The following is a 24072-nucleotide window of genomic DNA, read 5'->3' as shown; positions in this document are numbered from 1 at the left end:
GCGTTTATCTTCCCATTACAATAATTCTTGATTGTTGTTCATTAAGACTTATTGACTTTACCCGTAAATTCGTTGAGCATTTGTTGGCTTTCCTTGTACTCCAACTCTCGCTTGTTCTCGATTTTTAGACGTTTTTCTAGACTACGATCATACTCCGCATAGCCTATACCATGGGCCTGGTGCATCGCTTTTTCCATTTCACCAGTATGGTTCGTGTCAATAGGTTGGATAATGAATCAATCCTTTCAAGTTTTTAAAATTTTCACTACACTTTATACCCTATCAATATGAGACAAAAACGCCAAATATGATATGGATTGATTATTACTCCTATATCACTTTGAAATGGGATGATATTACATTAGAAGCCAAATTGATATATATCCACTCCATATATCTCATTTTCTCCATATCCTGAGAAATCTGGCTTTTAATGTTTCATTTGTTTCAAATCGGTCATCGCTTCCTGGACAAGTGTGACAGACTGGCTCATAGCTGCACCACCGCCGAAAGCTGCACATACACCAACTGTTTCTAAAATTTCAGATTCAGAACAACCTTGATCAAGGCATCCCTTTGTATGGTAGATGATGCAGTATTCATCCTGGGAGTAGATACTGATTCCTAGCGCTATCAATTGCTTTTCTTTTTTGCCCAGCTTCCCAGCTTTGAAACAAGATTCTGTAAACGCATTGTATTTTCTTGCAAGGTCCGGCATCTTTTCGGTGAAAATTCCTAAACCATGTTTGTAATCCAATAAGGCTGCTTCTGTAGGGCTGCCTGGTTGTTCTTGCGGAATTTCCTTCTGATTCAATTAGATCACTCCTCATACGATAAAATCATCATTAGATAGTATGATTCTTCTGTCCTAAAGATATCCACACAAATCTGTTTTGCTCAAACTCAGTGGACGTTCGGAAAAATGTGTTTTTTAATACTTACTGAGTGATTTTCAAGGAAAAATTATCATCACAAGTTCCGTTTTCTGTCATTTTGCACAGTTGGTATGAGGCCCGGCATCTGCACAACAAATCAGTACTTAGCAAATCGTCTTTATTGCACGATTTTCAATGTTAATTGCGCGCTTTCGCAAAACAATTGCACCAAAATAAAAATAATTGCACGCTTCCCTAAAGTGATTGCATCAAAACGAAGTTGATTGAACGTTTCACTAATAATTGCGCCACTTTTTGTGTTATTGCACCTTTATTCATTTCGCTTTTTCGCGAATTTTCACAACAAGAGCTGACAGTGCTTCTTAATATCTGGCACAAAAAAGAGTGCCGACATAGTCAGCACCCTGATTAAACATTTATTCTTTTACTGGAACGACTGCACCATTGTATTCTTCATTGATGAAGTCCTGGATTTCTTTAGACTGAAGGACTTCAACAAGTGTTTTGATCGCCTTATCGTCTTTATGGCCTTTATTGACAGCTATGATGTTCACATATTCTGAATCGGATCCTTCAAGAGCGATGGCATCCTTCTTTGGATCCAGACCTGCATCGATCGCATAGTTGGTGTTGATGACGACTGCATCGCCTTCTCCGTTTTTATAGATATTCGGAAGTAATCCTGCCTCTACATCTGTTTTAAAATTGATTTCTTTCGGATTTTCAGAGATGTCTTTGACTGTAGCTTCCGTTTTATCTACGCCTTCTTTCAACTTGATCAGGCCTTCTTTTTCAAGCAAGCTAAGAATACGACCGTGTTCACCGACAGAGTTACTCATGATGATCGTTCCCTTTTTAGGGAGATCGTCTAAGCTTTTATAATTTTGGGAATAGACACCCATCGGTTCAATGTGGACTCCCCCAGCATTTTCAAAATCATAGCTTTTGTTATCTTTCATTTGAGTTTCCATGTAAGGTACGTGCTGGAAGAAGTTCGCATCCAATTCTCCTGCAGCCAGCATTTTGTTAGGTGTGACGTAGTCCTGCAGCTTTTCAATTTCAAGTTTGATTCCTTTTTCCTCAAGTAATGGCTCAGCTTCTTCCAAGATTTCAGCATGTGGCACGTTTGAAGCTCCTACCACAAGTTCCTTCTCATCTCCGCCAGAATTGCTATTACCGCATGCAGCTAGTACAGAAATGATGAAGACAGTTGTTAAAAGTATAATGATTCTTTTCATGATGTATTCCCTCCATGTTTATCGTTTATCTGTTTTTTGTGTAAAGAAATCGCCTATCCATTGGATAATGAAGACAATGATCAAGATGATCACAGTGGCGACGAATGTAACGTCATTCTGATTGCGCTGGAATCCATCCAGGTAAGCAAGGGTTCCCAATCCACCTGCACCGACGACTCCAGCCATCGCGATGTATGAAATCAATGCAATTGCTGTGACAGTAATCCCGGATATGAGCGCTGGCAATGATTCGGGTAAAAGAACTTTATAAATGATCTGTGCATCTGTCGCTCCCATAGACTTCGCAGCTTCAATAACACCTTTATCGATTTCACGCAACGCGATTTCAACCATTCTTGCATAGAAAGGAGCAGCCCCAATGATCAGAGCGGGTAATGCGGCATTCGCTCCAAGCATCGTTCCAACCAACAAAGTTGTAAAAGGAACTAAGAGTATGATCAAAATGATGAATGGGATCGATCTGAAGATATTCACGAACCCAGCAATGATCAATTGAATCGGCTTGTTCTGCCACAAGTTCCCTCTTTCGGTCAGGAATAATAATAAACCTAATATGAGCCCAAGCAAGAAGGTTGCACTGACGGAAATACCTGTCATGTAAAGCGTTTCAAGTGTCGCTTCCCACATATCCTCCCAATCTACGTTAGGAAACAGTGTTGCTAATGCCAACATTTGTGATCACCTCGACTTCCACTTCTTGCTGCTGGATATGATGAATGGCTTCTTTTACTGTTTCAGGCTGTCCATCAATTTGAATGAACAAAGTGCCATATGCCCCATCCCTTGTTTGAGAAATCTTACCTTGCAGGATATTCACATCGACCTCGAACTTTCTTATCAAGTCACTTATGAGTGGGCGTTCTGCGGTTCCACCGACAAAAGTCAGCTTGACGATTTGTGAATGGCCTTCTTTTTGGATAAGATGTTGAATCGTCTCCTCTGTTTCCTCCGGCTCTGTAACCTGTTTCACGAAGTCTTGCGTAATCGTCCGTTTAGGTGTCTTGAACACTTCAAGGACAGGTCCCTCTTCGACGACTCGTCCCTCTTCCATCACAGCTACACGGTTACATATCTTTCGGATCACGTGCATCTCATGGGTGATCAGTACAATCGTCAAACCGAGCTTTTTGTTGATGTCTACAAGAAGGCTCAAGATCGAATCGGTCGTTTTCGGATCCAAAGCTGATGTAGCTTCATCACAAAGCAAGACATCAGGGTTATTTGCAAGGGCTCTCGCGATGCCGACACGCTGCTTTTGGCCGCCACTCAACTGGGACGGATAAGAATCCCCTCTTCCAGACAAACCGACAAGATCAATCAATTCGTCGACCCGCCTGATCCGTTCCTTTTTATTGATACCTGAAATCTCCAAAGGGAATGATATATTTTCACGGACTGTGCGGGACCACAGCAAATTGAAATGTTGAAAGATCATCCCGATATTTTGTCTTGCAATACGGAGCTCCTTATTATTAAAGCCTGTAAGGGATTCACCGTTTATATCGACTGAGCCGTCAGTCGGTTTTTCCAGCATGTTCAGCATTCGGATCAATGTACTCTTACCAGCACCACTATATCCGATAACACCGAATATTTCTCCCTTATTGATCGTCAAATTGACTCCGTCGACTGCATTGACCACACCATCTTTTGTATGGAAAACTTTTTTGATATTTTTTAATGTAATCATGATGTTCAGCCCTTTCTGTCTCTTAACTTCTACTAAAGAATGCTGGACGGAGCATATTCATAGTTAGAATGTTATATGCTTTCTTCACAACTAAAAAGCCTTTCTGCCCCGAAAATGAGCAGAAAGGCTGAAAAGTTCAGTCTCTCCATCTCATCTTCCAAAGCATTACACTTTGCAGGATTTGGCACCTTCGCATAACCAAAAAGGTTTGCTGGTTGCCGGGCTTCACAGGGCCAGTCCCTCCGCCGCTCTCGATAAGATCTTATATATCAAAAATGTTTTACCACTGTACATTATTTAAGCATGAATGCATTGTAGCATGGGATATTTTTAACTGTCAATCATTAAAATACTAATCTTCCTTCATTAAAAGCCCATATTGTGACAAATTCTTGTCAAGTGTCAAGAAAACGTTGATCATTACACCTTATAAAAATTATGTTAAATTCAATATAGACATTCATTCTCATACTGGAAAGGGAGAGGAAAAATCATATGGGTAAAGCCATGTCCTTTAGACTAAAGGAGTATAAAACGGAGCAAACGACAAGCCTGTCAGATTTTATAGGTAAACCTGTAATCATCCAATTTTGGGTAGCCTGGTGTCCTGATTGTATGAGAGAATTACCGCTTCTTGATCAGTTTCATAAATCGATGACTACGGAAGAAATTATTATATTATCGATCAATGTAACGGGAAGGGAGGGTTCGTTTGAACAGAGGGATGAATTTATCGAAAAAAATAACATTACCATTCCAGTTTTGCTGGATGAAGGAACCAAAATTTACGATCAGTTCCGTTGCCAATCTGTACCGACCACAATATTATTGGATGAACATCATAAGGTTCAATCTCGATACACTGATCAAGATTCTTTCCAAGACATATTAACCGGCATCCCTCGATTGCTTTCTCATTAGGTAGAAGATCGATTCCAGCTTTAAAACCGTTCTATACGTTGCATCTGTTTCAATCTTGCCTTGAGAGATCAGATCGGTTAGTTTCATATCACCTTCAACAAGGGCTTTAAGCGCATTCAAACCTCCATTTATCTGAATGACTTCTTGGTCTATTTCTTCTCGTATGATCACCTTGCAGGAGCGTTTACGCAAATGGATTGATACGCATTCCTCCTCATTGGAAAGGGAAACAAAATAATCATTCAATCGAAAAAAAGGGGACAAGTAGGATTGTTCTTCAAACCTTTTTGAAAACAAGTGAATAAGACCGTTGATTTGCATTCTCTTCTCCCTCACTTATCAAAAGTTCCAAAAAAGATGATTCTGTATATAAATATTTTCTATAGATGTAACCAATTGTCCTTTCATAATCCTTCGACAGTTTCTCGCGCAAGTTTCGATAATTATTTAACTTTTTGGGGAATAATTTATGTTTTAGATTGTGGATTTCCATGTCTTATCCAACTCCCCATACTTTCAATGGATACAAAAAAAGCCAGACCTCCATCAATAAAGGAGCTTGTCTGGCACTTCATCTATTCGGCTATTATGTATAAACACTACAAAGTGTCATGGTTTTTTACCATGACTGCCTTTTTTATGTTTATCTTGTTGAGGATGTATTTTATTCTTTTCCGATTTCCCATTGCCTTTTGAGTTCTCATTGTTTTTTGAGTTTCCTTTGTCTTTTGAGTTCCCATTGGCATTGAAAATATTGACTTGCAGGCTTTCGATTAACCTCAATTCCCGAGGTGATAAATCCTCTTTATCCACTCCCCGAAGATTTGATTTAATTTTCACCTGCAAATCATCTTCATCGTCATTTTTTTCAGAAGTCTTTCCTTTGTCGGATTCACTTCGGCTTTCTTTCTCGTTTTCTTTTTTATTTTCCTCTTTAGAAGGAACTGTATTTTTTGCTGGTGGTTCGTTCAAAGGTTCTGTTAAGGATGCATTCTTTTCTTCTTCTTTTTCATCAACGGTCCCGGCCGTAGAATCCATTTTTTCTTTGATACCCCCAGTATCCTTAGCTGCAGGTTCTACTTTATCTTCTGTATCAGAAGTCTCTGTATTTGTTGTATTTGTGTAGGGGGGATTTTTAGTATTACTTGTGTGTTGAATAGACTTAGGACTATTATTAGTCTCTAAGACTTTCTCTGGATTTTCAGCGTTTTCAGCGATGTCTCTGTCTTTTGACATCAACTTTTTCAATTCAGAATAAGAGAATGAACCGGCCTGTTGGATCGTGAGTGTATCATCCTTTTTCAAAACATCTTTAAATACAAGAAATTTCCCCATGGATAAACCATTTTTCCTGGCATCATTTCTTGTCGCTTCCGTAGTTTCCAATACGGATAGAATAACATCTGTATTTTCGATATATTTGCTGGATTTAAGTTTCTCGATGGAATCTTCTAATCGCTTATGCATTTCAGGTGATACGTAGTCCTCATCTAAGGATGACGCGATCAATAAATCATCATGAGTATCGAAGTAACCGTATTCTTTCAATATTTTAAATAATGAATCAGAAAATAACAATAAAGACGAGTTTTCATAGTCAGTTGAATCATCAAACAGGTTTTGCGCATCTTCATTCAATGTTCGAACCTTGATGACATTCATTTCTTTATCAACTACTACTTCTATACTTGGATTAATATCGAAACTCACGTATGCTGCTGCCGATGCTTTATTTTGTTCGAAAGGCATGCCGCCGGCAAATAACACGAATACGATGATTGCTACTAAAGAAATAGAAAATGAAGGTATTAGTCCCTTTTTTGGTTGGAAATGGGCATCACAAACTTCGGGCGGACATATATATTCCTGTCCAACCTCAGGCTTTTCCCCTTTTTTCAAACGGACACGCTCAAAGCTGCCATCTTTTGTCAAAATTACAGCTTCTCGCCTGGAAACTTTCATGATCAAGCCGCGTTTCACTCATTGGTCCCTCCCTTCATAGGATATCAGGAGGGCTCAATGTAAGATCTAAGCGATGTATACCCTCCAATATAAATCAATGCAATCGCTATTATATACTTTCGATTTCGTTCAATCGTTTTACGACTGCAAGAGACCATATTTAATAAATCTTTTATCGGCAGTTGCTTCTTCTCCGTTAAATATCCAGCCAGCTTCTCGTCTTCTGCTAAAAGTTGGGCGATCTGCTTTGCATTTTCGCGAGCATCAATATGTTTTGGACAGTTCTTGCTCAGGACTTTGAAAGTAATGCCATAATCTTTGAGCAATTCTTGATACTCTTCGATTTCATACACACGATTCTCAACTTGCAACTGCTGATCATAGTGGCTGATTGCGGCTTGCTGCTCGGCAAAACTGTCTTCGAGACGACCTTCTTCATCGGTTTCCTCAGGCTCGAGAAAGACATACCTGTTTTGTCGAGCTTCCTTCCGGATAAAATCAATCACACGTCGGCGGATGACCATATCTGCGAATGTGAGGAACCTGCTCCCTTGTCCTTCTTGATATTGATTGATTGCTTCGTTGAAGGCCGTCAATCCTATACTGTATTCGTCACGAGAGTGATCAATATATTGGTTACAAACTTTAGACGTCACTTTTTTGATAAATGGTTGATAATCTTCAAGTAATTCGTTCCGGAGGTCTTCATCACCTCGCGCAATCCTTTTTACCTTATCTTCTATCGTAACTGTTTTGTTTGCCACTGTTTTATTGAATTTTGGTTTAATTAGTAAATTCATGTTCATAGATGTCATAATTGTATCCACCTCACTACGGACAAGTATTTTATACTTTTTTGTTTGAGGATATCCAAACGGAATATATATCAAAAGTTAGAATTTTTTATGCAAGGACAAGAAATCCATAACTCATTTATATCATTATTTCAGCTGTTTGGAGGATACAATTTGATAACAATGTTACAAGCTCTTTAATAATTGTAACATAACTTTATTCTGACTGACTTAACTAAACTTTCAATCTTTTTCAAGTTGAGCCCGGTTCATTCGACAATTGTCTCCATTATTAGAGTGTAAGCGTTTCCTGCATGTTTTCCAGTAAAAAAACTTATCTCTAGCCCTTCAGAGATAAGTTCGGCTTTGAAATATAACAGGGAAAATTAACCAGACAAAAATTAGTGTTATTTATAAAATTTTTTTATTTCTTGATAAATATAATCCACAGAACGGAACGAATAAAGCTTTTTCACCATTTTTCCATCATCTAAAAATGCCAGGCACGGGACGCTTTGAACCCTCCATTGCTTTGCAGCAGCTGGCATTTGATTGATATTGCAAGAAATGACATCTAATTTTTCAGGAACAGGGAAGACAGCTAATGCAACGTCTAACATTTGATTGGCTAGTTTACATGTTCCACACAGCGGGGTGTAGAAAAAAATGACCGTCCGCTCCCTTTTAAAAATACGTTCGGTCAATTGTTGATGGTTCACTTCTTGTATCAAATCCAGATTCCTTTCTTTAAAATTACTCTTTAAGTTGGAATTTTAATAACCGATCGTCTTCAGGTTCCGGATTACCCCTTCCATCCCGATTGTTGGTAATCGCATATAAGGACCCATCCACGATTTCTACATCTCTCATTCTGCCATATCCATCTGCAAAGGTTCGGCTTCCCTTTTCAGCAAAATCGAATTCCCTGATTTGCTTTCCTGCTAGAAAGGCCACATAAATCTTTGAGCCTGATATTGCTATACCAGAAGGGGCCCACGTATTCTCACCAGAATGGAATAAAGGCTTGATCATCCCTTCCTGTTCTTCATCACCCTGAATGACCGGCCAGCCATAATTTCCTCCTGCTACAATTTCATTGATTTCATCATGACCTGTAGAGCCATGTTCCGCACTGTACATTTTCCCATCTTCTGTCCAGTCGATCCCTTGTGGATTCCGGTGTCCATAAGAGTAGACGGGAGAGTCTGGAAATGGGTTATCAGCCGGAACGGATCCATCCAAATTCAAGCGTAATATCTTACCTGCCAAACTCGAGCGATCTTGTGCAAGGCCTGATTCACCTGCATCCCCTGTCGTTATATATAGCTTTTCGTCAGGTCCGACCGCTAAACGACCACCATCATGGATCGGTCCACCTGGGATCCCCTCAATAAGGATATCGGTTTCCTTCCAAGTCGATCCTTCCTGTTGGACTTTCACTACACGGTTAAGAAGCCTTCCTCCTTCTTCATATGTATGATATAAAAAAGCTTCTAACGGCTCTCGACTCCCATCTATAATATGAAATCCAAGTAATCCACTTTCCGTTTCCGAGACAACGTCTTTAGTAAGATCCACTGTTTGGGTTTCTTTAGAGTCCTCCTGGATCCTTATGATTTCGCCTGGACGGCCAGACAAATAATAGACAGTATCTTCAACGATATTGATTTGCCAGGGGACATCCAATTGTGTAGCCAATGTTTCAACCACTCGGTTTTGGTTGACAGGTTGGGATGAGGGATCGGTTGTCTTCTCATCAGGCGTTGTGGAGTCCTTATCCGTACAGCTAAATAACATTAGTATAGATAAGACGGGTATCAATAATTTCATGTGGTACCTCCATTCAATAGATAGCCACGGTTGATTTCAAAATTAGCATTCATTAGTATTTTGGCAAGGTACATATACGGGGTTTCTGACACTTCCTTATAAATGCTCTGGGTATAGAGATGCCTTGCATTCGGAAGTTCTCTTTTCAAAGTTTTTCTAAGCTTATGACCCGCATCATCTTCATCCACCAGTATATAGATATCCCTATGTTCAATAGATTCGATAAGCTCTTCAAGTTTATCAAAGCTAATCGTCCCATGTGTACAGATGATTTCAACAGGCTCATCCAAAAGTTCCCTTACTTTTTCACGGTCCGTTTTCCCCTCGACAATCAGTACTTTTGTATCTCTTTCCATTTGTTATTCCCACCTGTTCACATATCGTATAGCCATTTTAAATTTTGGATTTTTTTACATCTTGATATTGATTTAAAGAACATTTCTTTTAGAAAAAATTCGCGGCACTACTGCGGGAATAGAGAGCTAGGTGAGACCCCGCAGCGATTTAAGGAACCTCGACTAACAACCACCACGTCCCAGCATCCTGTGCAGTCAGCGAAGAGACTTGCGGATCGTCCATGGTAAGGGAGTGAATTCCGCCGGATATCCACAATGAAGAATAACAAAGCCTATATTATAGAAAAGCGGAAGCGCCCCTGGTCAGCCACCGGATTCAAAAAGTAAAGAAAAAAGCAGCGGATCACAGTGGACCGCTGCTTAGCACCAACCAAATTCACAATCATCAACAAGCTGCTGATTTTGAGCAGGCGGGTTCGAATCATGACGATAGAACTTGTCCGAGTCAAACTCGAAACCATCTCCCATTTCGTACAGATTGCCTTGATTAGTGAACGTGATTTTACCGATCTTATCTTTGTGCAAGTACAGAGACATAGAACCCTGGTCCATCTTCCCATAAACCTTATCCGTAATATCTGTTCTACGAATATCTTGGCCCAAACAGATCACACCCTTCTAAAATTTGTAGAAGTTATGCATCATTGTTATGTTCTGTCACTGTTGAAAAACTATTCTTCACTAACCATCTTTTGATAGTCATCAGCTGACATCAATTTCCCGAGCTCTGATTCATCAGAAAGCTCTACAACGATCATCCATGCTTTTTCATATGGTGATTCATTGACAAATTCAGGATTATCCTCAAGATCTTCGTTAACCTCTAAAACTTTTCCGCTGACTGGTGCATATAACTCAGATACAGTCTTGACGGATTCAACACTACCAAATGGCTCGTCCACTTCGATTACATCATCAACTTCAGGAAGTTCAACGAAAACGATATCCCCAAGCTCATCTTGTGCAAATGCTGTAATTCCGATAAAAGCTTTGTTTCCTTCAACTCTTACCCATTCATGCTCTTCTGAGTAACGTAGTTCCTTTGGATATTCCATTCTTATCCCTCCATAAATTTCATCTAAAGTTAGTTTCTAAAACGATTCTAATGTAATAGTAATATAAAACAGTTTGTTCGCGCAATTGTTCTATATCCAAGTTTGTTCAAACTGATCTTCTTTAAAACCGACTGTCACCTTTTCACCATCTGTTACAATCGGTCGCTTGATCAACATTCCATCTGATGCAAGCAATTCCAATAATTCTTCCTCAGAAGCAGTCTTCATCCGGTCCTTCATCCCAAGTTCCCGGTATTTTTTCCCGCTCGTGTTGAAGAATTTCTTCAGCTCAAGTCCGCTTTTTTGATATAAAGTTGTCAATTCTTCTTTTGAAGGGGTGTTCTCCACAATATGTACGTTTTCGTAAGAAACACCTTTTGCATCCAGCCATTTCTTTGCATTCTTGCATGTTGAACAGCTTGGATATACATAAACTGTTAGCGACAATAGGGACACTCCTTACTCTCAAATTCTGTATCTTCTGAAGAGCTCAGTTCTATTCTATCACAAGTCATTCGCGGACAAACGTAAAAAGCTTAATTTATAGGATCTGTTTCAGGCTTAAATAAATTCGTGCAAATAACTGTATTTGTATGAATTTATTTGAAAGTGATTCTTCTTAAACCTGACTATTAGCAAACATAACAAACTTTTCACCTTAAAAAACGCCGGGTTTTTAAGTAAAAGAGGCCCTCATCAGCATTGAGGACCTCTTTTGAGAGAGTGTGTTTTTATCTGGAAAAGAGAGTTTTAGTGAAAGAACAGTGACCATACATAAGTTTGAATAGGATTTGAACTTCTTATCTAAACGACGTATTTTTCTTCTTTTAACAAAACAGCAGCAACTTCACGTTTCTTTTTGACAACATTGATTGGAGTATAACGGGTCAATTTCTTTAGTGCTGAAAGCATCATACGGAGCTGGTCGCCGTCTTCAATCGCGACGATGGACTCTTTTGCGTGCGCTTCAATGCGCTCGAATGCTTCCTGACAATAAATTTCTGCCAATCGGATTTTTTGGGCAGCCTTTTCTGCACCTTTTTGTTGAATCGCCTTTTCTGTTCTCAAGACGACAGATTCAATTGCATAGGCTTCACTCACAATATCCGCGACATTCGAAAGGATTTCTTGTTCATGTTCGAGTTTTTCTCCGTATTTCTGGACAGCAAGACCGGCAATCATCAAGAAAATTTTCTTCGCATTTTTCACAAATTGCTTTTCTTGTGCGAGCGGCTCATCACTAAGCTCTTCCGGCATAAGCATCATCAGCTCGTTTTGAAGCTCTGTTGCTTTTTGGAGAAGCGGCAATTCACCTTTCATCGCTTTCCGAAGAAGTGTGCCTGGCACTAACAAACGGTTGATTTCATTCGTTCCTTCAAAAATACGGTTGATCCTTGAGTCACGATACATGTTTTCAACTTCATACTCAGACATGAAGCCATAACCACCATGGATCTGCACAGCCTCATCGACAACATGATCAAGGACTTCTGAAGCGAATACTTTATTAAGTGAGCACTCAATGGCATATTCAGCAATCCCCTTTGCAAGGAGCGAGCCATCTTTTTGCTCTTCCGGTGATAAGGCACCTAAGCGGTCTTCATACATTCCGACTGTGCGATAGACGGAGCTCTCGGATGCATACGCTTTTGCAGCCATCGTCGCCAGTTTTTCTTGGATGAGGGTGAAGCGTGAAATCGGCTGCTTGAACTGTTGGCGTTCATTTGCATATTTGATCGACACTTCAAGCGCACGTTTAGCTGCCCCTACACAACCGACCGCAAGCTTATATCGACCAATGTTCAAAATGTTGAACGCAATGACATGCCCTCGACCTGCATCACCTAAAAGGTTTTCTTTCGGAACCAACGCATCTTCAAGGATGAGAGTACGGGTAGATGAGCCTTTGATCCCCATCTTCTTCTCCTCTGGTCCGGTGGAAACACCTTCGAAATCACGTTCTACGATGAACGCTGAAAATTGCTCGCCATCAATCTTGGCATAGACTACGAACACATCTGCAAAAGCAGAGTTCGTGATCCATTGCTTCTCACCATTCAAAACATAGTGAGTTCCGACGTCATTCAGCTTAGCGACCGTTTTAGCCCCTAATGCATCAGACCCTGACCCTGGCTCAGTCAGCGCGTAAGCCGCAATGCGTTTTCCTGTCGCAAGGTCAGGCAGGTATTGCTGTTTCTGCTCTTCGTTTCCAAATAAGACGATCGGCAAGGAACCGATACCAACATGGGCACCATAGCTTAATGAAAACGATCTTGCTCTTGAAAACTTTTCCGTGATGAGAGAGGAGCTGATCTTGTCGAGAGCAAGACCGCCGTATTCCTCTGGGACATCGGCGCCTAAAAGCCCTAACTCCCCTGCTTTTGTCAACAGGTCTCTTGAAATGTCGAACTGATGGTTTTCAATTTTCTCAAGCTGTGGAACGACTTCTTTTACGACGAAATCTTCTGTTGTTTTCCCCATTAAAATCTGTTCCTCGTTAAAATCCTCTGGTGTGAAAACGCTTTGCGCCTCAACTTCTTCTATAAGGAAGCTTCCACCTTTGGCTGCTTTCTTATCAACACTGCTAGACATGCCTTTTACCTCCTTCTTATGAATGGATCAGTTCAAATACTCCAGCGGCTCCCATACCCCCGCCAATACACATGGTGACAACTCCGAACTGCTCATTTCTCCGTATCATTTCGTGCATTAGCGTTAATGTCAGTTTTGCACCACTGCAGCCAAGCGGGTGACCTAATGCAATCGCACCACCGTTTACATTGACTTTTTCTTCATCCAGGCCAAGCTGGCGGATGACCTGCAACGATTGTGATGCGAATGCTTCATTCAGTTCGAACAATCCAATGTCAGATTGCTCAAGACCAGCAAGCTTCAATGCTTTGGGAATGGCTTCGACCGGTCCGACACCCATGATTTCAGGTGCGACTCCCGCAACAGCGAAGGAACGGAACTTCAAGATCGGCTTCAAACCTTCTGCTTCAGCTTTTTCACGATTCATGACGAGCACAGATGCTGCTCCGTCACTCATTTGGGATGAGTTACCTGCTGTTACAGTTCCCTTTTCAGAAAACGCTGGTTTCAGTTTACCGAGAACTTCAAGTGAAGTATCTGCTCGTATTCCTTCATCCGTGGTGAAGGAAGTCTTTTTTTCTTGTAATTTATTGTTTTCATCAACCCAGCGCTTCGTTACCTCTACAGAAACGGTTTCATCCTCAAATTTACCTTCTTGGATGGCTTTCGCCGCTTTTTGGTGGCTTCGCAATGCAAATTGATCCTGCTCTTCACGTGTAATCCCGAATCGGTTAGCTACTTCTTCAGCCGTATAGCCCATCCCCATGTAGTACTCAGGTCTGGAATCCAGAAGGGCTGTATTCGGCTTGACGACATGTCCGGGAACAGGGACAAGACTCATGGATTCTGCTCCTCCGGCAAGGATCGCTTCAGCATGACCGAGCATGATCCGTTCAGCCCCATATGCGATACTCTGCAATCCGGATGAACAATAGCGATTAATCGTGATAGCTGGAACATTATCCGGCAATCCAGCGAGACCACCGATCAGGCGGGCCATGTTCATCCCCTGTTCTGCCTCAGGAATCGAACAGCCGATGATCAAATCATCGATAGGTCCTTCATAGCCTCCAGCACGCTTCAAGGTCTCTTTCACAGTCAATGCCCCAAGATCATCAGGCCTAACATTAGCGAGCGTCCCTTTTTTTGCTTTTCCGACAGGTGTTCTTGCACCTGCTACAATTACTGCTTCTTGCATCTTCACCCCTCCTTAGTTGCGTAGTGGTTTTCCTTTGACGAGCATATGCTGCATACGTTGTTGTGTCAGCGGTTCACCTGCAAGGCTCAAGAATGCTTCACGTTCAAGATCCAAGAGGTACTGTTCGTCAACGAGTGTTCCTTCAGGTACTTTTCCCCCAGCAATGACATACGCTAATTTTTTAGCAATTTTCAAATCGTGGTCGGAAATCAAATTCCCGAACTTCATCGTCTGAGCCCCGAGAAGCATCGTCGCATAACCCGCTTCACCTGGTACTGGGATCTTCTTACGTTGAGGCGGACGATATCCCCGGTTATATAAGGATAGTACTTGTTGTTTCGCATCATAGATGAGATGGTCAGCATTCACACTGATGCCATCCTGCGGTCGTAAAAATCCAGTTTCCTTCGCTTCATGAGCAGATGATGAAACCTTCGCCATAGCAATCGATTCGAATGTCTGGATGGCGAGCTTCTGAAGATCTGGCTTCATATCTTTCGGAACCTGTTCTAATAGGCGAGTATATAATTCCTTGTTGCCGCCTCCGCCTGGAATGATTCCTACTCCGACTTCGACAAGGCCCATGTAAGTTTCAAAGGATGCTTGGAGCCCAGCAGCAGGTAACGATACTTCGGTACCGCCTCCAAGTGTCATATTAAAAGGCGCAACGACGACCGGCTTTGCACTGTAACGCACTCGAGCCATCGTTTGTTGGAATTGACGGACCATGAAATCAAGTTCAAAGAAATTTTCATCCTGTGCCTCCATCATGATCAGCATCAGGTTGGCCCCGACACAGAAGTTCTTGCCCTGGTTCCCGATGACAAGACCTTTGTAGTTCTTCTCTACCTCGTCTATCGCATAATGGATCATTTGGATGATATCAGGTCCGATTGCATTGTTTTGTGAATGGAATTCGAGCAAGGCAACCCCATCATCTAAATCTATGAGACTCGCACCCGTATTTTTTTTGATAACGCGATTTTCATTTTTAAGACGACTTAAACGGATGATCTTATCATTCTCATTGGCTTGTTTGAACTCACCATTGTTGTAGAATTCAAGAGTTGTACCTTCTTGCCGGTAAAATTCCTTTTTACCTGATTCAAGCATTTCAGTAACCCACTCGGGAATTGTTTCGCCTTCTGATTTCATGCGCTCAACCGACTTTTCAACGCCGATTGCATCCCAGGTCTCAAACGGGCCAAACTCCCAGCCGAATCCCCATTTCATTGCGTCATCGATCGCTTTGATGTCATCTGCTATCTCGGACACCTTTTCAGCTGAATATAACAGGACTGGCTTTAATATCGACCAGAGGAAATGTCCTGCACGATCATCTGCATATACAAGCGCTTTCATTTTATCCGGTAGCGTTTTCGCTTGTTTACTCGTTTCGGTCGACGCAGTTTTCAACTTTTTCCTTGGACCATATTCGAATGTTTCAGGGTCAAGTTCAAGAATCTCGCTTTTTCCATCAACTTTCTTCTTATAATAGAAACCTTGACCTCCCTTGCTACCAATCCACCCTTTTTCATTCATTTTCTCCATGAAAGCCGGGACCTCGAAGACTTTCTTTTCTTCGCCTTCAACGAGTTCGTATACATTCCTGGCAACATGGATGAAGGTATCCAGACCGACTACATCCAGTGTTCGGAAGGTGGCGCTTTTCGGACGCCCGATCGCTGGCCCTGTTACACTATCCACTTCTCCTACTGAATAACCGTTCTTCAACATTTCTTGAACCGTGACCAACAAGCCGTAGGTTCCGATCCGGTTTGCGATGAAGTTTGGCGTATCCTTTGCTTCAACGACCCCTTTACCAAGTACGTCTTCACCAAATTGATTGATGAACTTGAGCACTTCAGGTTTCGTGTCACTGGTCGGTATGACTTCCAGAAGCTTCAAATAACGCGGCGGGTTAAAAAAGTGCGTTCCAAGGAAATGAGCTTTGAATTCCTCGCTTCTACCTTCTGCCATCGCGTTGATTGAAATACCTGATGTGTTGGAACTTACAATCGTTCCCGGTTTACGATATTTTTCAATTTGTTCGAATACTTTCTTTTTGATCGTCAAGTTTTCTACAACGACCTCAATGATCCAATCCACATCACCTAACTTCTCGAGATCATCCTCTAAATTCCCCACCTCGATCATCTCTAGGTGATCCTTCGCACTTAACGGAGCCGGCTTATGTTTCAACAGTTTCTGTTTGGCTGTTTCTGCCAATCTGTTTCTCACGAGCGGGTGCTCAAGAGTAACCCCTTTTGATTTTTCCTGTTCAGTTAGTTCTCTCGGGATGATATCCAGTAACACACTCGGAATTCCAATATTAGCTAGATGAGCGGCAATACCTGAACCCATGACCCCAGAGCCGATGACTGCTGCCTTACGAATCTGATACGACATGATGAACCTCCTTCACATGAATGAATGCTCATTCATTTTTTAAGCAAAAAATAGAGCTTAACCAAAAAGTATTTGTTCAATAATGAACCCCTCTATAAATACTATAAGGAATTTCAAGGCAAACTGCAACACAAATTTCTGAAAATTTTTATGATTTTGTCTTATATTTTTCAGTTTGCTTGTTTCAAGCTGATGGACGATTCCTTTTTATGATTTCTTTGATCTGATCAATATGTCTACGCTCGTGATAACCGATAAAGTCAATCCACTGGGTCAATTTCATAGGTCCGAAAACCGGATGAGAAAACGCCCTTCTTTCAAGTAATGTAGGGTCTTCAATATCCTCTAAAACCTGAATAAGTTTATTTCTGGATTGCTGTAAAGCGATTTTCGCTTCATCCATCGATCGATACCGTCCGATCGGGCGTACATACTCCGGTGCTTCCACAACCGGGTACCTTTTTCCGGAACGATAAACCGGGTGATCGGGTGTTTCTGTATCGACTCCCTGACAGATTAAGTGTTCACATTGTTTAGTAATGACCTTCTCGATCAAAACAAGGTGTTCCAATATTTCAAGGACAGACCAAGAATTCACCGAAACACGGGAATGAACCAGATCTTCTGGAATTTCATCAATGACACCCATCAATTCTTTCCTGCCTTCTTCAAAAACGGACACGCTCATCCCTCCTCAAAAAACGATTTGATTTCCACGATACCATTTTTCGACTCACCCGATGAAATCCCTTTATTTTTTTACATAATATGCTCGTGTGTCTGGTAATGGTGTTAGGACAATGTTTATCCAAAGGCTGTTTTTTAAAATTTTGTTGTTAATTGGATGCTGATAAGGGGATAAAAACGTATAACAGGAAAATTTCCGAGACTCCTACGGGGAAGCAAGCTAAGCGAGACCCCGCAAGCGAGGAACGAGACGAGGAAGCTCGAACCAAAGAAAGTTCGGTTCTGCGTGGGTTAAATCCCTTGACTTAAATCAATGTGTCGACTGCCGCAGGAGGACTGAACTGGGCCAAGTGGTTGGGCGTTGGAGCTGGACATTCCTTCATCGAATCTAAATCATACTTTCTTACCTTTAAAGAAAAATTGGCAAAGCCACGCCTTTAGCGCAGGCTGAGCCTTAGTTGCACTTATATTGAAGAAAGTATTTTATACTTTCTTCAAATGTAAAAATAAGGAACAGACGCCATCGCCTGTTCCTTTTATACGATTTACTTTCCAAATACACCCTTCAGCACGAAAGCTACATTAGCCGGGCGCTCTGCCAGGCGTCGCATGAAGTAGCCATACCAGTCATTTCCATAGGGTACGTAAACGCGCATTTTATAACCTTCATCACGCAGCTGCCTTTGTCTGTCGATACGGATTCCAAAAAGCATCTGGAACTCGAATTGGTCATACGGTATATTATGCTCTTTCACAAGCTCTTTCGTATATGAAATGATCTCATCGTCATGTGTAGCGATAGCCGTGTAGTTGCCATTCAATAAATGCATTTTGATGATTTTCTTGAAGTTCTCATCTACATCTTTTTTCTCTGGAAAAGCAACAGAAGGTGATTCTTTATAAGCACCCTTCACCAATCGTAAATTCGGATTAAGGGAGTCGAGATCCTTGATGTCCTCAACTGTTCGATACAAATAAGCTTGCAAAACCGTGCCGATATTTTCATATTCTGATTTCAGTTCCTTGAATATGTCTATGGTAGCCTGACAGCGTGCTTCGTCCTCCATATCAATGGTAACGAAGACACCATTCTTATCTGCTGCTTCCATGATACGTTTCATATTCCCTAATACTAATTCCCGGCCTATATCAAGCCCCATTGAAGTCAATTTCAATGAAAGCTGGGAGTTCAACTTTTCTTTTGCTATCGATTCGATCGCTTCAATACAGTGATCCGTCATCTCTCTAGCCTCATGTTCATTATCGACAAACTCACCCAGGTGGTCGATCGTAACGTAAAGCCCGTCCTCATTCAACTTTTTAATGGCTTCTATTGAACTTTCTAACGTGGCCCCTGCAACAAATCGCCCTGCACCAAGGCGGAGACCGTAACTCTTCGCCATCTTGGTTGCCAGCTTGTTTTTTGCCATGAATAAAAAGAAATTTTTCAGAATCTTTTCCATAAAAAATCCCCCTATACTAAAAACGAATGCAAAGATTATTTAACTATATGTGAACGAAAACTAACTTTCTTTAACTCCAACAGTATTTTAACATTTTTTCGACAACATTTTTACTTTTTTCAAAATTTAATTTTTTCTACTTTAAAATTGTAATCATTCTTATTAAAGTGTAAAATTACACAAAAGCACTTTAAGGGGTAATTCGTAATGAAAATGGATCAGATGATTGAAATTGTTTCCTCGAAATTGAAATTAATTCGAATCGAACATGGGTACACCCAGGATAAAATGGCGTCCACATTGGGAATTTCTAAGAAAACACTATTACAGATCGAAAAGCAAAGAATGCAAGCGAACTGGACGACTGTAGCAGCAGTAGCTGCAATATTCCGTGATAGTGAAATATTGAAAACCGCATTAGGCGGGGACCCGGTTGAACTTGTTGAAATTCTGGCGCACGAGGGAATTGAAAGACCAAAAGAACAAACATTAGGGGGAAAGGTATGGTGGAAGGATATGAAATGTGAGAACGGGTTCCGCCTTCAGCAGAATTTGATCAGCAAGCATTATAGAATTCTTGACGATGATAATCACCGCTGGTACAGTTCGTTTGATATAGGCGAGGCTTACGAACGTTTGAATGAATTAGTAAAGTCTTGAATCCTCCTAGTTTGTATAACATTCAGACATTGTGGAAACCTAACCTCGATATTAGTAAAATGTTAAGAGGAGGGAAGTCCGTGCAACAACAACCACAACAATCACCTCAAAATCAACAAGGCATTTTGCCTCAACCTCCGGATGTCATGACTGGAAAGGATCAGCTTTATATTACAGACATGATGGACTGGAACCTGCTTGCAGCAAAAAAGTGCAGCTTTTTTGCAAAACAGTGCAAGGATCAACAAGTAAAAGCAGTAATCGAACAAGCCGCACAGATGCATACTCGTCACTATGATCAACTATTGCAACATCTTCAAAGCCATTTAGGAGATCAAATGCAAAACCAGAACATGACACAATAAGGGGGTTTAAGATGAAAATTCAAAATCCAGAAACAAATATTCCGAAAACACCAGAAATGAATGATCGCGACTACATTAATGACGTACTGGCGACAGAAAAATATATGACAGATGCCTATTCGACCGCAATGAATGAAGCAAGTCATCAAGCACTTTACCAGGATATCTCATCGATTGCGAAAGAAACGCAAGATTGCCAGCGGAATGTATTGAATGTGATGTTCCAAAAGGGCTGGTACTCATTCGAACAAGCCCAGCCACAAAAACTCCAACAGGCCTACCAACAATTTTCCGGTTATAAGAACCAACTTCCTAACGGAGGAACAATGCAGTAAATCTCTTCAACTAGTGGGAATACAAAAATCGAGTATGAAAGCTAAAGGCTTTCTACTCGATTTTTATTATGAGATGCCATTTGGGTTTAGTGAACTTTTATTTATGGACATCTGTTCAGTTATCTTGACAAAATGGGGTGATTTGAAAAGTTAGAGGACTTCTGTTCCGTTGTTTGTATAAAAAGCAAGGATGTCCTCTACTTACGTAAGAGATCGTGTTTCCATGCAAATAAGGTTTCCTATATCCACAAAGGATCGTGTCCAGCCCTTGGTTACTTCTTCTGCTCATTCCGATATTCCTCATTATGTTCCCGAATCTCTTGAATGAGTTCTTTCATTCCCTCTTTTGCATCAGGATATTGATCGTTCCAATGCTTCACAAGGGGCGGCATCGACTTTGACATATACGTATAGAGTGCCCACATCTGAACCTTTTCTTTCAATTCATCGTCTGCCTCTCCTAACAACAACTCTGTATATTTGGTAAGCAATCCATCGAACTGTTCCCTAAGTTTCTGATCCATAATCAAATCACCGCCCTCCATGTTTGTTGCCATTCTATCATAGGAAACCTTTTTATAAAAACAGCTCAAGCTTCGAACCATTTATTCTTCATCGCTACGATCGCCGCCTGGGTACGATCATGTAACCCTAACTTTCCGAGGATATTGCTGACATGGGTTTTAACTGTCTTTTCTGTAATGAAAAGCTCGCTGGATATTTCCTTATTGTTCCGTCCAAGGGTGATCTGCCGGAGGACATCTTTTTCTCTGGCAGTCAATTGGTTGAAGCTTCGTTCTGCTTCTGTCGTTTTTGTGCCATTCGAAACATGGCTCAACAGTTGAGAGGTAGCTGTCGGGTGGAGGTGGGTTTGACCTGAATAAACAGCTTTGATTGATTTTACCAGTTCATCAGGCTCAATATCTTTCAATTGATAACCATCTGCTCCTGCCTGCAATGCAGGGACGACATGATCCTGGTCTGAAAAACTAGTAAGAACGATAATTTTCAAATCGGGATGTTCGCTTTTTATCTGTTTTGTGGCCTCGATCCCATCCATGACAGGCATAGTCAAATCCATCAACACAACGTCAGGCTGTAAAGCTCTTACTTGTTGGATCGCTTCCTCCCCATTCGAGGCTTCCCCGACCAGGTCAATATCAGTCTGGGTGCCGAGAAAGAATCTGAGCCCTTTTAACACCATTAGATGGTCGTCCACTAACAATACTTTAATCCCCATTGAAACTCCCTCTTTCCTGCTTGATCTGAAATCTTACTTCCACTGTCGTCCCTGTACCTGGTTCACTTTCGAGTTTCATCTGGCCACCCATGATTTCAGTACGTTCTTTCATACTCGAAAGACCGAACGACCAATTATTTTCCCGAATGGTGAAGCCACATCCCTCGTCCCGGACGCGCAAGATGATTTCATCTTTTTTGCGGCTTAAGAACAGATGGACCTCATTTACCCGTGAATGCTTATGGACATTATTCAATGCTTCTTGGCCGACACGCCACAACGTTTCTTCAACCATTCTAGGAATATTCCCTACTCCTTCAATCTGTTCGGTGACATTCAACCCTAAAGATTCACCATATTTTTTCAGGGATACGATGACCCCTTCTTCCAATCCTGCAGGCTTCAATTGCCAGATCATCGCTCTCATTTCACCGACGACCTCTTGGGATAAAGTCTGCATTTCACTTAACGATTCAACAATCATTTCATTTTCCGGCAATCGTTTCACGTATTCCTTGAGCCCCCGTGCAGTCAAGCTCAACGAAAACAGTTTTTGGTTCACAGAGTCATGTAGATCCCGTGCTAAACGGTTCCTTTCCTCAATTAATGCAAGTTCTCTGCTTCTCTCGAACAGGCGCGCTTTTTCCAAAACAAGTGCCAAATGATCACCTAACGCCCTGAGTACATCTTCATCAATATCGTTTGAGTTATCCGTCTCCAGATTTCCAATCAGACAACCGATCCACTCTTCTCCGATCAATAAAGGAATAATGAAAGGCTTGCCAATGGATAATCCATAGCCCTTCAATTCTTTGTATATTTTATGATTTTGAAGGGTGTCTTCTAACTCCTCATTAGGAGATATCGGATATCGCTTATGTATTTTTTGTGACGTGCCTTGAAAATAGATCGACCGTAAAGCAAGGACATTTTCCTCTTTTATGAACAAAGCCAGTGAATCCAGATCAAATAAGCACCCGAAATGTTCGACCGCACATTGAGGCAGATGATGGATATCATCCATTTTCCAAATTGCGCGGCTGAATTCATCCAGCTTTGCATATTGTTCTGCTTTTTTCTGTTGGGCTTCAAATAATTTCGTCCGCTTGATCGCTGTTCCAATCTGGAAGGAGACAGATTGCAGCAGGTCCAATTCATCTTCCGTAAATTCATTTTTTCCAGGTTCCGCCACATTCAACAGGCCGAATTTTTCTCCACCAGCAATAAGAGGGACTGTTGCATGATGAGTAATCCCCTTCGTATCACCACAATCAAACTCGATCGCATCTTCAATACGCTTGCAATTGATGATGTTGACCGCCTTTTGCAAACGGCCATCCCATATTTTATCCAAACACCAGCAACCACCCTGGCACATCGGCATCTTTTCATCCCGAGATAAAGCTGGAGGCAGATTAACATCCGCAACGAATGTGTAGTTAGGTTCTTCATTGGTCAAAAAAACCCAGCCAGTGGACAACCCTGTCACTTCCAGAAGCTTTTCCAAGACAGACTGGAGCATCTCTTTCAAATCATTTGATTGATTCAACGTCTCGGCAATCACTTTCAATGTATGGACTCTCGACATGAAACCCTACCCGCTTTCTCTTTATCCGAAAATTTGTACTGGAGACGATATATGAAAATCCGCCCATCTATGCCCTCACATAAAAAGACGGATCCGGAGCACTTTCACCCGGTTTTCGCACTCGAATGTCCGTATAGAGCATTTTTCTAAAAAAGCAGGTCCAAAAAACGACAATGCGTCTATTTGAACACTTTCTTTATCATTCTGCTATCGAACATCCTGTTCCTGCTTAATACCAAGTTTTTCTGTCAATTCGACAAGCAGACCCGCAATCACTTGCAAACGTTCCACTGATTCTCGATCGACCAGATCATAATTTTCATCGTAACATTCAGGGTTAGAAACGTATTGATCAGGCAATACGACAGCATATAATCCACGAAGCACTGTTCTCATATTGTTCAATGCGTTTATGCCGCCTTTACTGCCACCTGAGGCTGCTGCAATGGCCGCTGGTTTATGTTTGAAGTAAGTACCACCAAGGAAATCCAATGCATTCTTCAAAACACCGCTCATTCCATTATGATACTCTGGGGAAGCGATGAAAAATCCATCTGCCTCTTGCGCACCTTTATAGAGTTTTCGAAGAGGAGCATTTTCCTCATCACCAGGGAAAAGCGGTAATTTTTCTATTCCAAGGTCATAGTAAGTTACCATGACACCTTGCTCTTCTAGTAGTTCTTTCACAAGCTTGGCAATGCCGCGAGTCCTCGATTTTTCCATCGGACTCCCATTGATTACTAGGATATTCACAAAAGATCACACCTTTTTA

The 24072-nt window shown here is 41.4% G+C and carries 27 protein-coding genes and 1 riboswitch; of the genes, 4 read left to right on the top strand and 23 right to left on the bottom strand.

Going from position 1 to position 24072, the window contains the following annotated elements:
* Positions 1-41: 41 nt before the first annotated feature.
* The 5 genes from L1611_RS21015 to L1611_RS11780 form a co-directional block, all read right to left on the bottom strand.
* Entirely contained in the window at positions 42-185 is a 144-nt protein-coding gene (locus L1611_RS21015) for a YuzK family famiily protein (protein WP_225065961.1), read from the bottom strand.
* 245 nt (positions 186-430) lie between these two features.
* Positions 431-814: a carboxymuconolactone decarboxylase family protein gene (locus L1611_RS11795; RefSeq protein WP_322972547.1), complete on the bottom strand. Its 384-nt coding sequence runs from the start codon at positions 812-814 to the stop codon at positions 431-433.
* A 498-nt stretch (positions 815-1312) separates the two neighbouring features.
* Positions 1313-2134, bottom strand: a complete 822-nt coding sequence (locus L1611_RS11790; RefSeq protein WP_236313272.1) for a MetQ/NlpA family ABC transporter substrate-binding protein — start codon at positions 2132-2134, stop codon at positions 1313-1315.
* A gap of 18 nt (positions 2135-2152) precedes the next feature.
* Positions 2153-2827 (bottom strand): methionine ABC transporter permease, encoded by a 675-nt coding sequence (locus tag L1611_RS11785; RefSeq protein ID WP_236313271.1) that lies wholly within the window; start codon positions 2825-2827, stop codon positions 2153-2155.
* Positions 2799-3845 (bottom strand): methionine ABC transporter ATP-binding protein, encoded by a 1047-nt coding sequence (locus L1611_RS11780; RefSeq protein ID WP_236313270.1) that lies wholly within the window; start codon positions 3843-3845, stop codon positions 2799-2801. Before L1611_RS11780 ends, L1611_RS11785 begins: the two co-directional genes overlap by 29 nt.
* Positions 3846-3992: 147 nt before the next feature.
* Positions 3993-4106, bottom strand: a riboswitch (SAM riboswitch).
* 234 nt (positions 4107-4340) lie between these two features.
* Here L1611_RS11780 and L1611_RS11775 point away from each other — a divergent pair.
* Entirely contained in the window at positions 4341-4766 is a 426-nt protein-coding gene (locus tag L1611_RS11775) for a TlpA disulfide reductase family protein (RefSeq protein WP_236313269.1), read from the top strand.
* Here L1611_RS11775 and L1611_RS11770 read toward each other — a convergent pair.
* The 14 genes from L1611_RS11770 to L1611_RS11705 form a co-directional block, all read right to left on the bottom strand.
* A complete protein-coding gene (locus L1611_RS11770; protein WP_236313268.1) occupies positions 4734-5087 on the bottom strand; it encodes a hypothetical protein in 354 nt (117 codons plus the stop codon). The two genes, L1611_RS11775 and L1611_RS11770, sit on opposite strands and share 33 nt — an antisense overlap.
* Before the next feature lie 288 nt (positions 5088-5375).
* On the bottom strand, positions 5376-6746 hold the full coding sequence (locus L1611_RS11765; RefSeq protein ID WP_236313267.1) for an anti-sigma factor domain-containing protein: 1371 nt from the start codon (positions 6744-6746) through the stop codon (positions 5376-5378).
* A gap of 26 nt (positions 6747-6772) precedes the next feature.
* On the bottom strand, positions 6773-7543 hold the full coding sequence (gene sigI, locus L1611_RS11760) for an RNA polymerase sigma-I factor (protein ID WP_322972546.1): 771 nt from the start codon (positions 7541-7543) through the stop codon (positions 6773-6775).
* Positions 7544-7929: 386 nt separating this feature from the next.
* Positions 7930-8253, bottom strand: coding sequence for a thioredoxin family protein (locus tag L1611_RS11755; protein WP_236313266.1), 324 nt, complete (start codon positions 8251-8253; stop codon positions 7930-7932).
* 22 nt (positions 8254-8275) lie between these two features.
* The gene (locus L1611_RS11750) at positions 8276-9352 is read right to left on the bottom strand and encodes a PQQ-dependent sugar dehydrogenase (RefSeq protein ID WP_236313265.1); all 1077 of its coding nucleotides are present in this window, start codon (positions 9350-9352) and stop codon (positions 8276-8278) included.
* Complete coding sequence (locus tag L1611_RS11745; protein ID WP_236313264.1) at positions 9349-9708, bottom strand: toprim domain-containing protein; 360 nt, start codon at positions 9706-9708, stop codon at positions 9349-9351. The genes L1611_RS11750 and L1611_RS11745 overlap by 4 nt, the downstream gene beginning before the upstream one ends.
* 360 nt (positions 9709-10068) lie before the next feature.
* Entirely contained in the window at positions 10069-10311 is a 243-nt protein-coding gene (locus L1611_RS11740; protein ID WP_236313263.1) for a YusG family protein, read from the bottom strand.
* Between the two features lie 68 nt (positions 10312-10379).
* On the bottom strand, positions 10380-10763 hold the full coding sequence (gene gcvH / locus L1611_RS11735) for a glycine cleavage system protein GcvH (protein WP_236313262.1): 384 nt from the start codon (positions 10761-10763) through the stop codon (positions 10380-10382).
* A 90-nt stretch (positions 10764-10853) separates the two neighbouring features.
* Entirely contained in the window at positions 10854-11210 is a 357-nt protein-coding gene (locus L1611_RS11730; RefSeq protein ID WP_236313261.1) for an arsenate reductase family protein, read from the bottom strand.
* 357 nt (positions 11211-11567) lie between these two features.
* Positions 11568-13355, bottom strand: coding sequence for an acyl-CoA dehydrogenase family protein (locus tag L1611_RS11725; protein WP_236313260.1), 1788 nt, complete (start codon positions 13353-13355; stop codon positions 11568-11570).
* A gap of 16 nt (positions 13356-13371) precedes the next feature.
* A complete protein-coding gene (locus L1611_RS11720; RefSeq protein ID WP_236313259.1) occupies positions 13372-14553 on the bottom strand; it encodes an acetyl-CoA C-acetyltransferase in 1182 nt (393 codons plus the stop codon).
* A gap of 12 nt (positions 14554-14565) precedes the next feature.
* Entirely contained in the window at positions 14566-16962 is a 2397-nt protein-coding gene (locus L1611_RS11715) for a 3-hydroxyacyl-CoA dehydrogenase/enoyl-CoA hydratase family protein (protein ID WP_236313258.1), read from the bottom strand.
* A gap of 184 nt (positions 16963-17146) precedes the next feature.
* Positions 17147-17644 carry a DinB family protein gene (locus L1611_RS11710; RefSeq protein WP_236313257.1) on the bottom strand — a complete coding sequence of 166 codons (498 nt, stop codon included), beginning with the start codon at positions 17642-17644 and terminating at the stop codon, positions 17147-17149.
* A gap of 550 nt (positions 17645-18194) precedes the next feature.
* Positions 18195-19112, bottom strand: a complete 918-nt coding sequence (locus L1611_RS11705) for a proline dehydrogenase family protein (RefSeq protein ID WP_236313256.1) — start codon at positions 19110-19112, stop codon at positions 18195-18197.
* A 207-nt stretch (positions 19113-19319) separates the two neighbouring features.
* Between L1611_RS11705 and L1611_RS11700 the strand changes: the two genes are divergently transcribed.
* The 3 genes from L1611_RS11700 to L1611_RS11690 all read left to right on the top strand — a co-directional run bounded on the left by L1611_RS11700 (position 19320) and on the right by L1611_RS11690 (position 20472).
* On the top strand, positions 19320-19772 hold the full coding sequence (locus L1611_RS11700; RefSeq protein ID WP_236313255.1) for a helix-turn-helix transcriptional regulator: 453 nt from the start codon (positions 19320-19322) through the stop codon (positions 19770-19772).
* Positions 19773-19852: 80 nt separating this feature from the next.
* Positions 19853-20137 (top strand): hypothetical protein, encoded by a 285-nt coding sequence (locus L1611_RS11695; protein WP_236313254.1) that lies wholly within the window; start codon positions 19853-19855, stop codon positions 20135-20137.
* 11 nt (positions 20138-20148) lie between these two features.
* Positions 20149-20472, top strand: coding sequence for a spore coat protein (locus L1611_RS11690; protein ID WP_236313253.1), 324 nt, complete (start codon positions 20149-20151; stop codon positions 20470-20472).
* A 272-nt stretch (positions 20473-20744) separates the two neighbouring features.
* On the opposite strand, the gene L1611_RS11685 is transcribed toward L1611_RS11690, so the two are convergent.
* The 4 genes from L1611_RS11685 to L1611_RS11670 form a co-directional block, all read right to left on the bottom strand.
* The gene (locus L1611_RS11685) at positions 20745-20996 is read right to left on the bottom strand and encodes a YusU family protein (RefSeq protein WP_225065957.1); all 252 of its coding nucleotides are present in this window, start codon (positions 20994-20996) and stop codon (positions 20745-20747) included.
* A gap of 65 nt (positions 20997-21061) precedes the next feature.
* Positions 21062-21712: a response regulator gene (locus L1611_RS11680; protein WP_225065886.1), complete on the bottom strand. Its 651-nt coding sequence runs from the start codon at positions 21710-21712 to the stop codon at positions 21062-21064.
* A complete protein-coding gene (locus L1611_RS11675) occupies positions 21702-23300 on the bottom strand; it encodes a GAF domain-containing sensor histidine kinase (RefSeq protein WP_236313252.1) in 1599 nt (532 codons plus the stop codon). The genes L1611_RS11680 and L1611_RS11675 overlap by 11 nt, the downstream gene beginning before the upstream one ends.
* 207 nt (positions 23301-23507) lie before the next feature.
* The gene (locus L1611_RS11670) at positions 23508-24053 is read right to left on the bottom strand and encodes an NADPH-dependent FMN reductase (protein WP_236313251.1); all 546 of its coding nucleotides are present in this window, start codon (positions 24051-24053) and stop codon (positions 23508-23510) included.
* Between the last annotated feature and the right edge of the window lie 19 nt (positions 24054-24072).

Source organism: Pseudalkalibacillus salsuginis, from assembly GCF_021646685.1.
In the GTDB taxonomy this organism is placed as follows: Bacteria; Bacillota; Bacilli; order Bacillales; family Fictibacillaceae; genus Pseudalkalibacillus; species Pseudalkalibacillus salsuginis.
The sequence above is the reverse complement of the archived record's forward strand: the minus strand, read 5'-3'. Positions and strand labels throughout refer to the sequence as shown.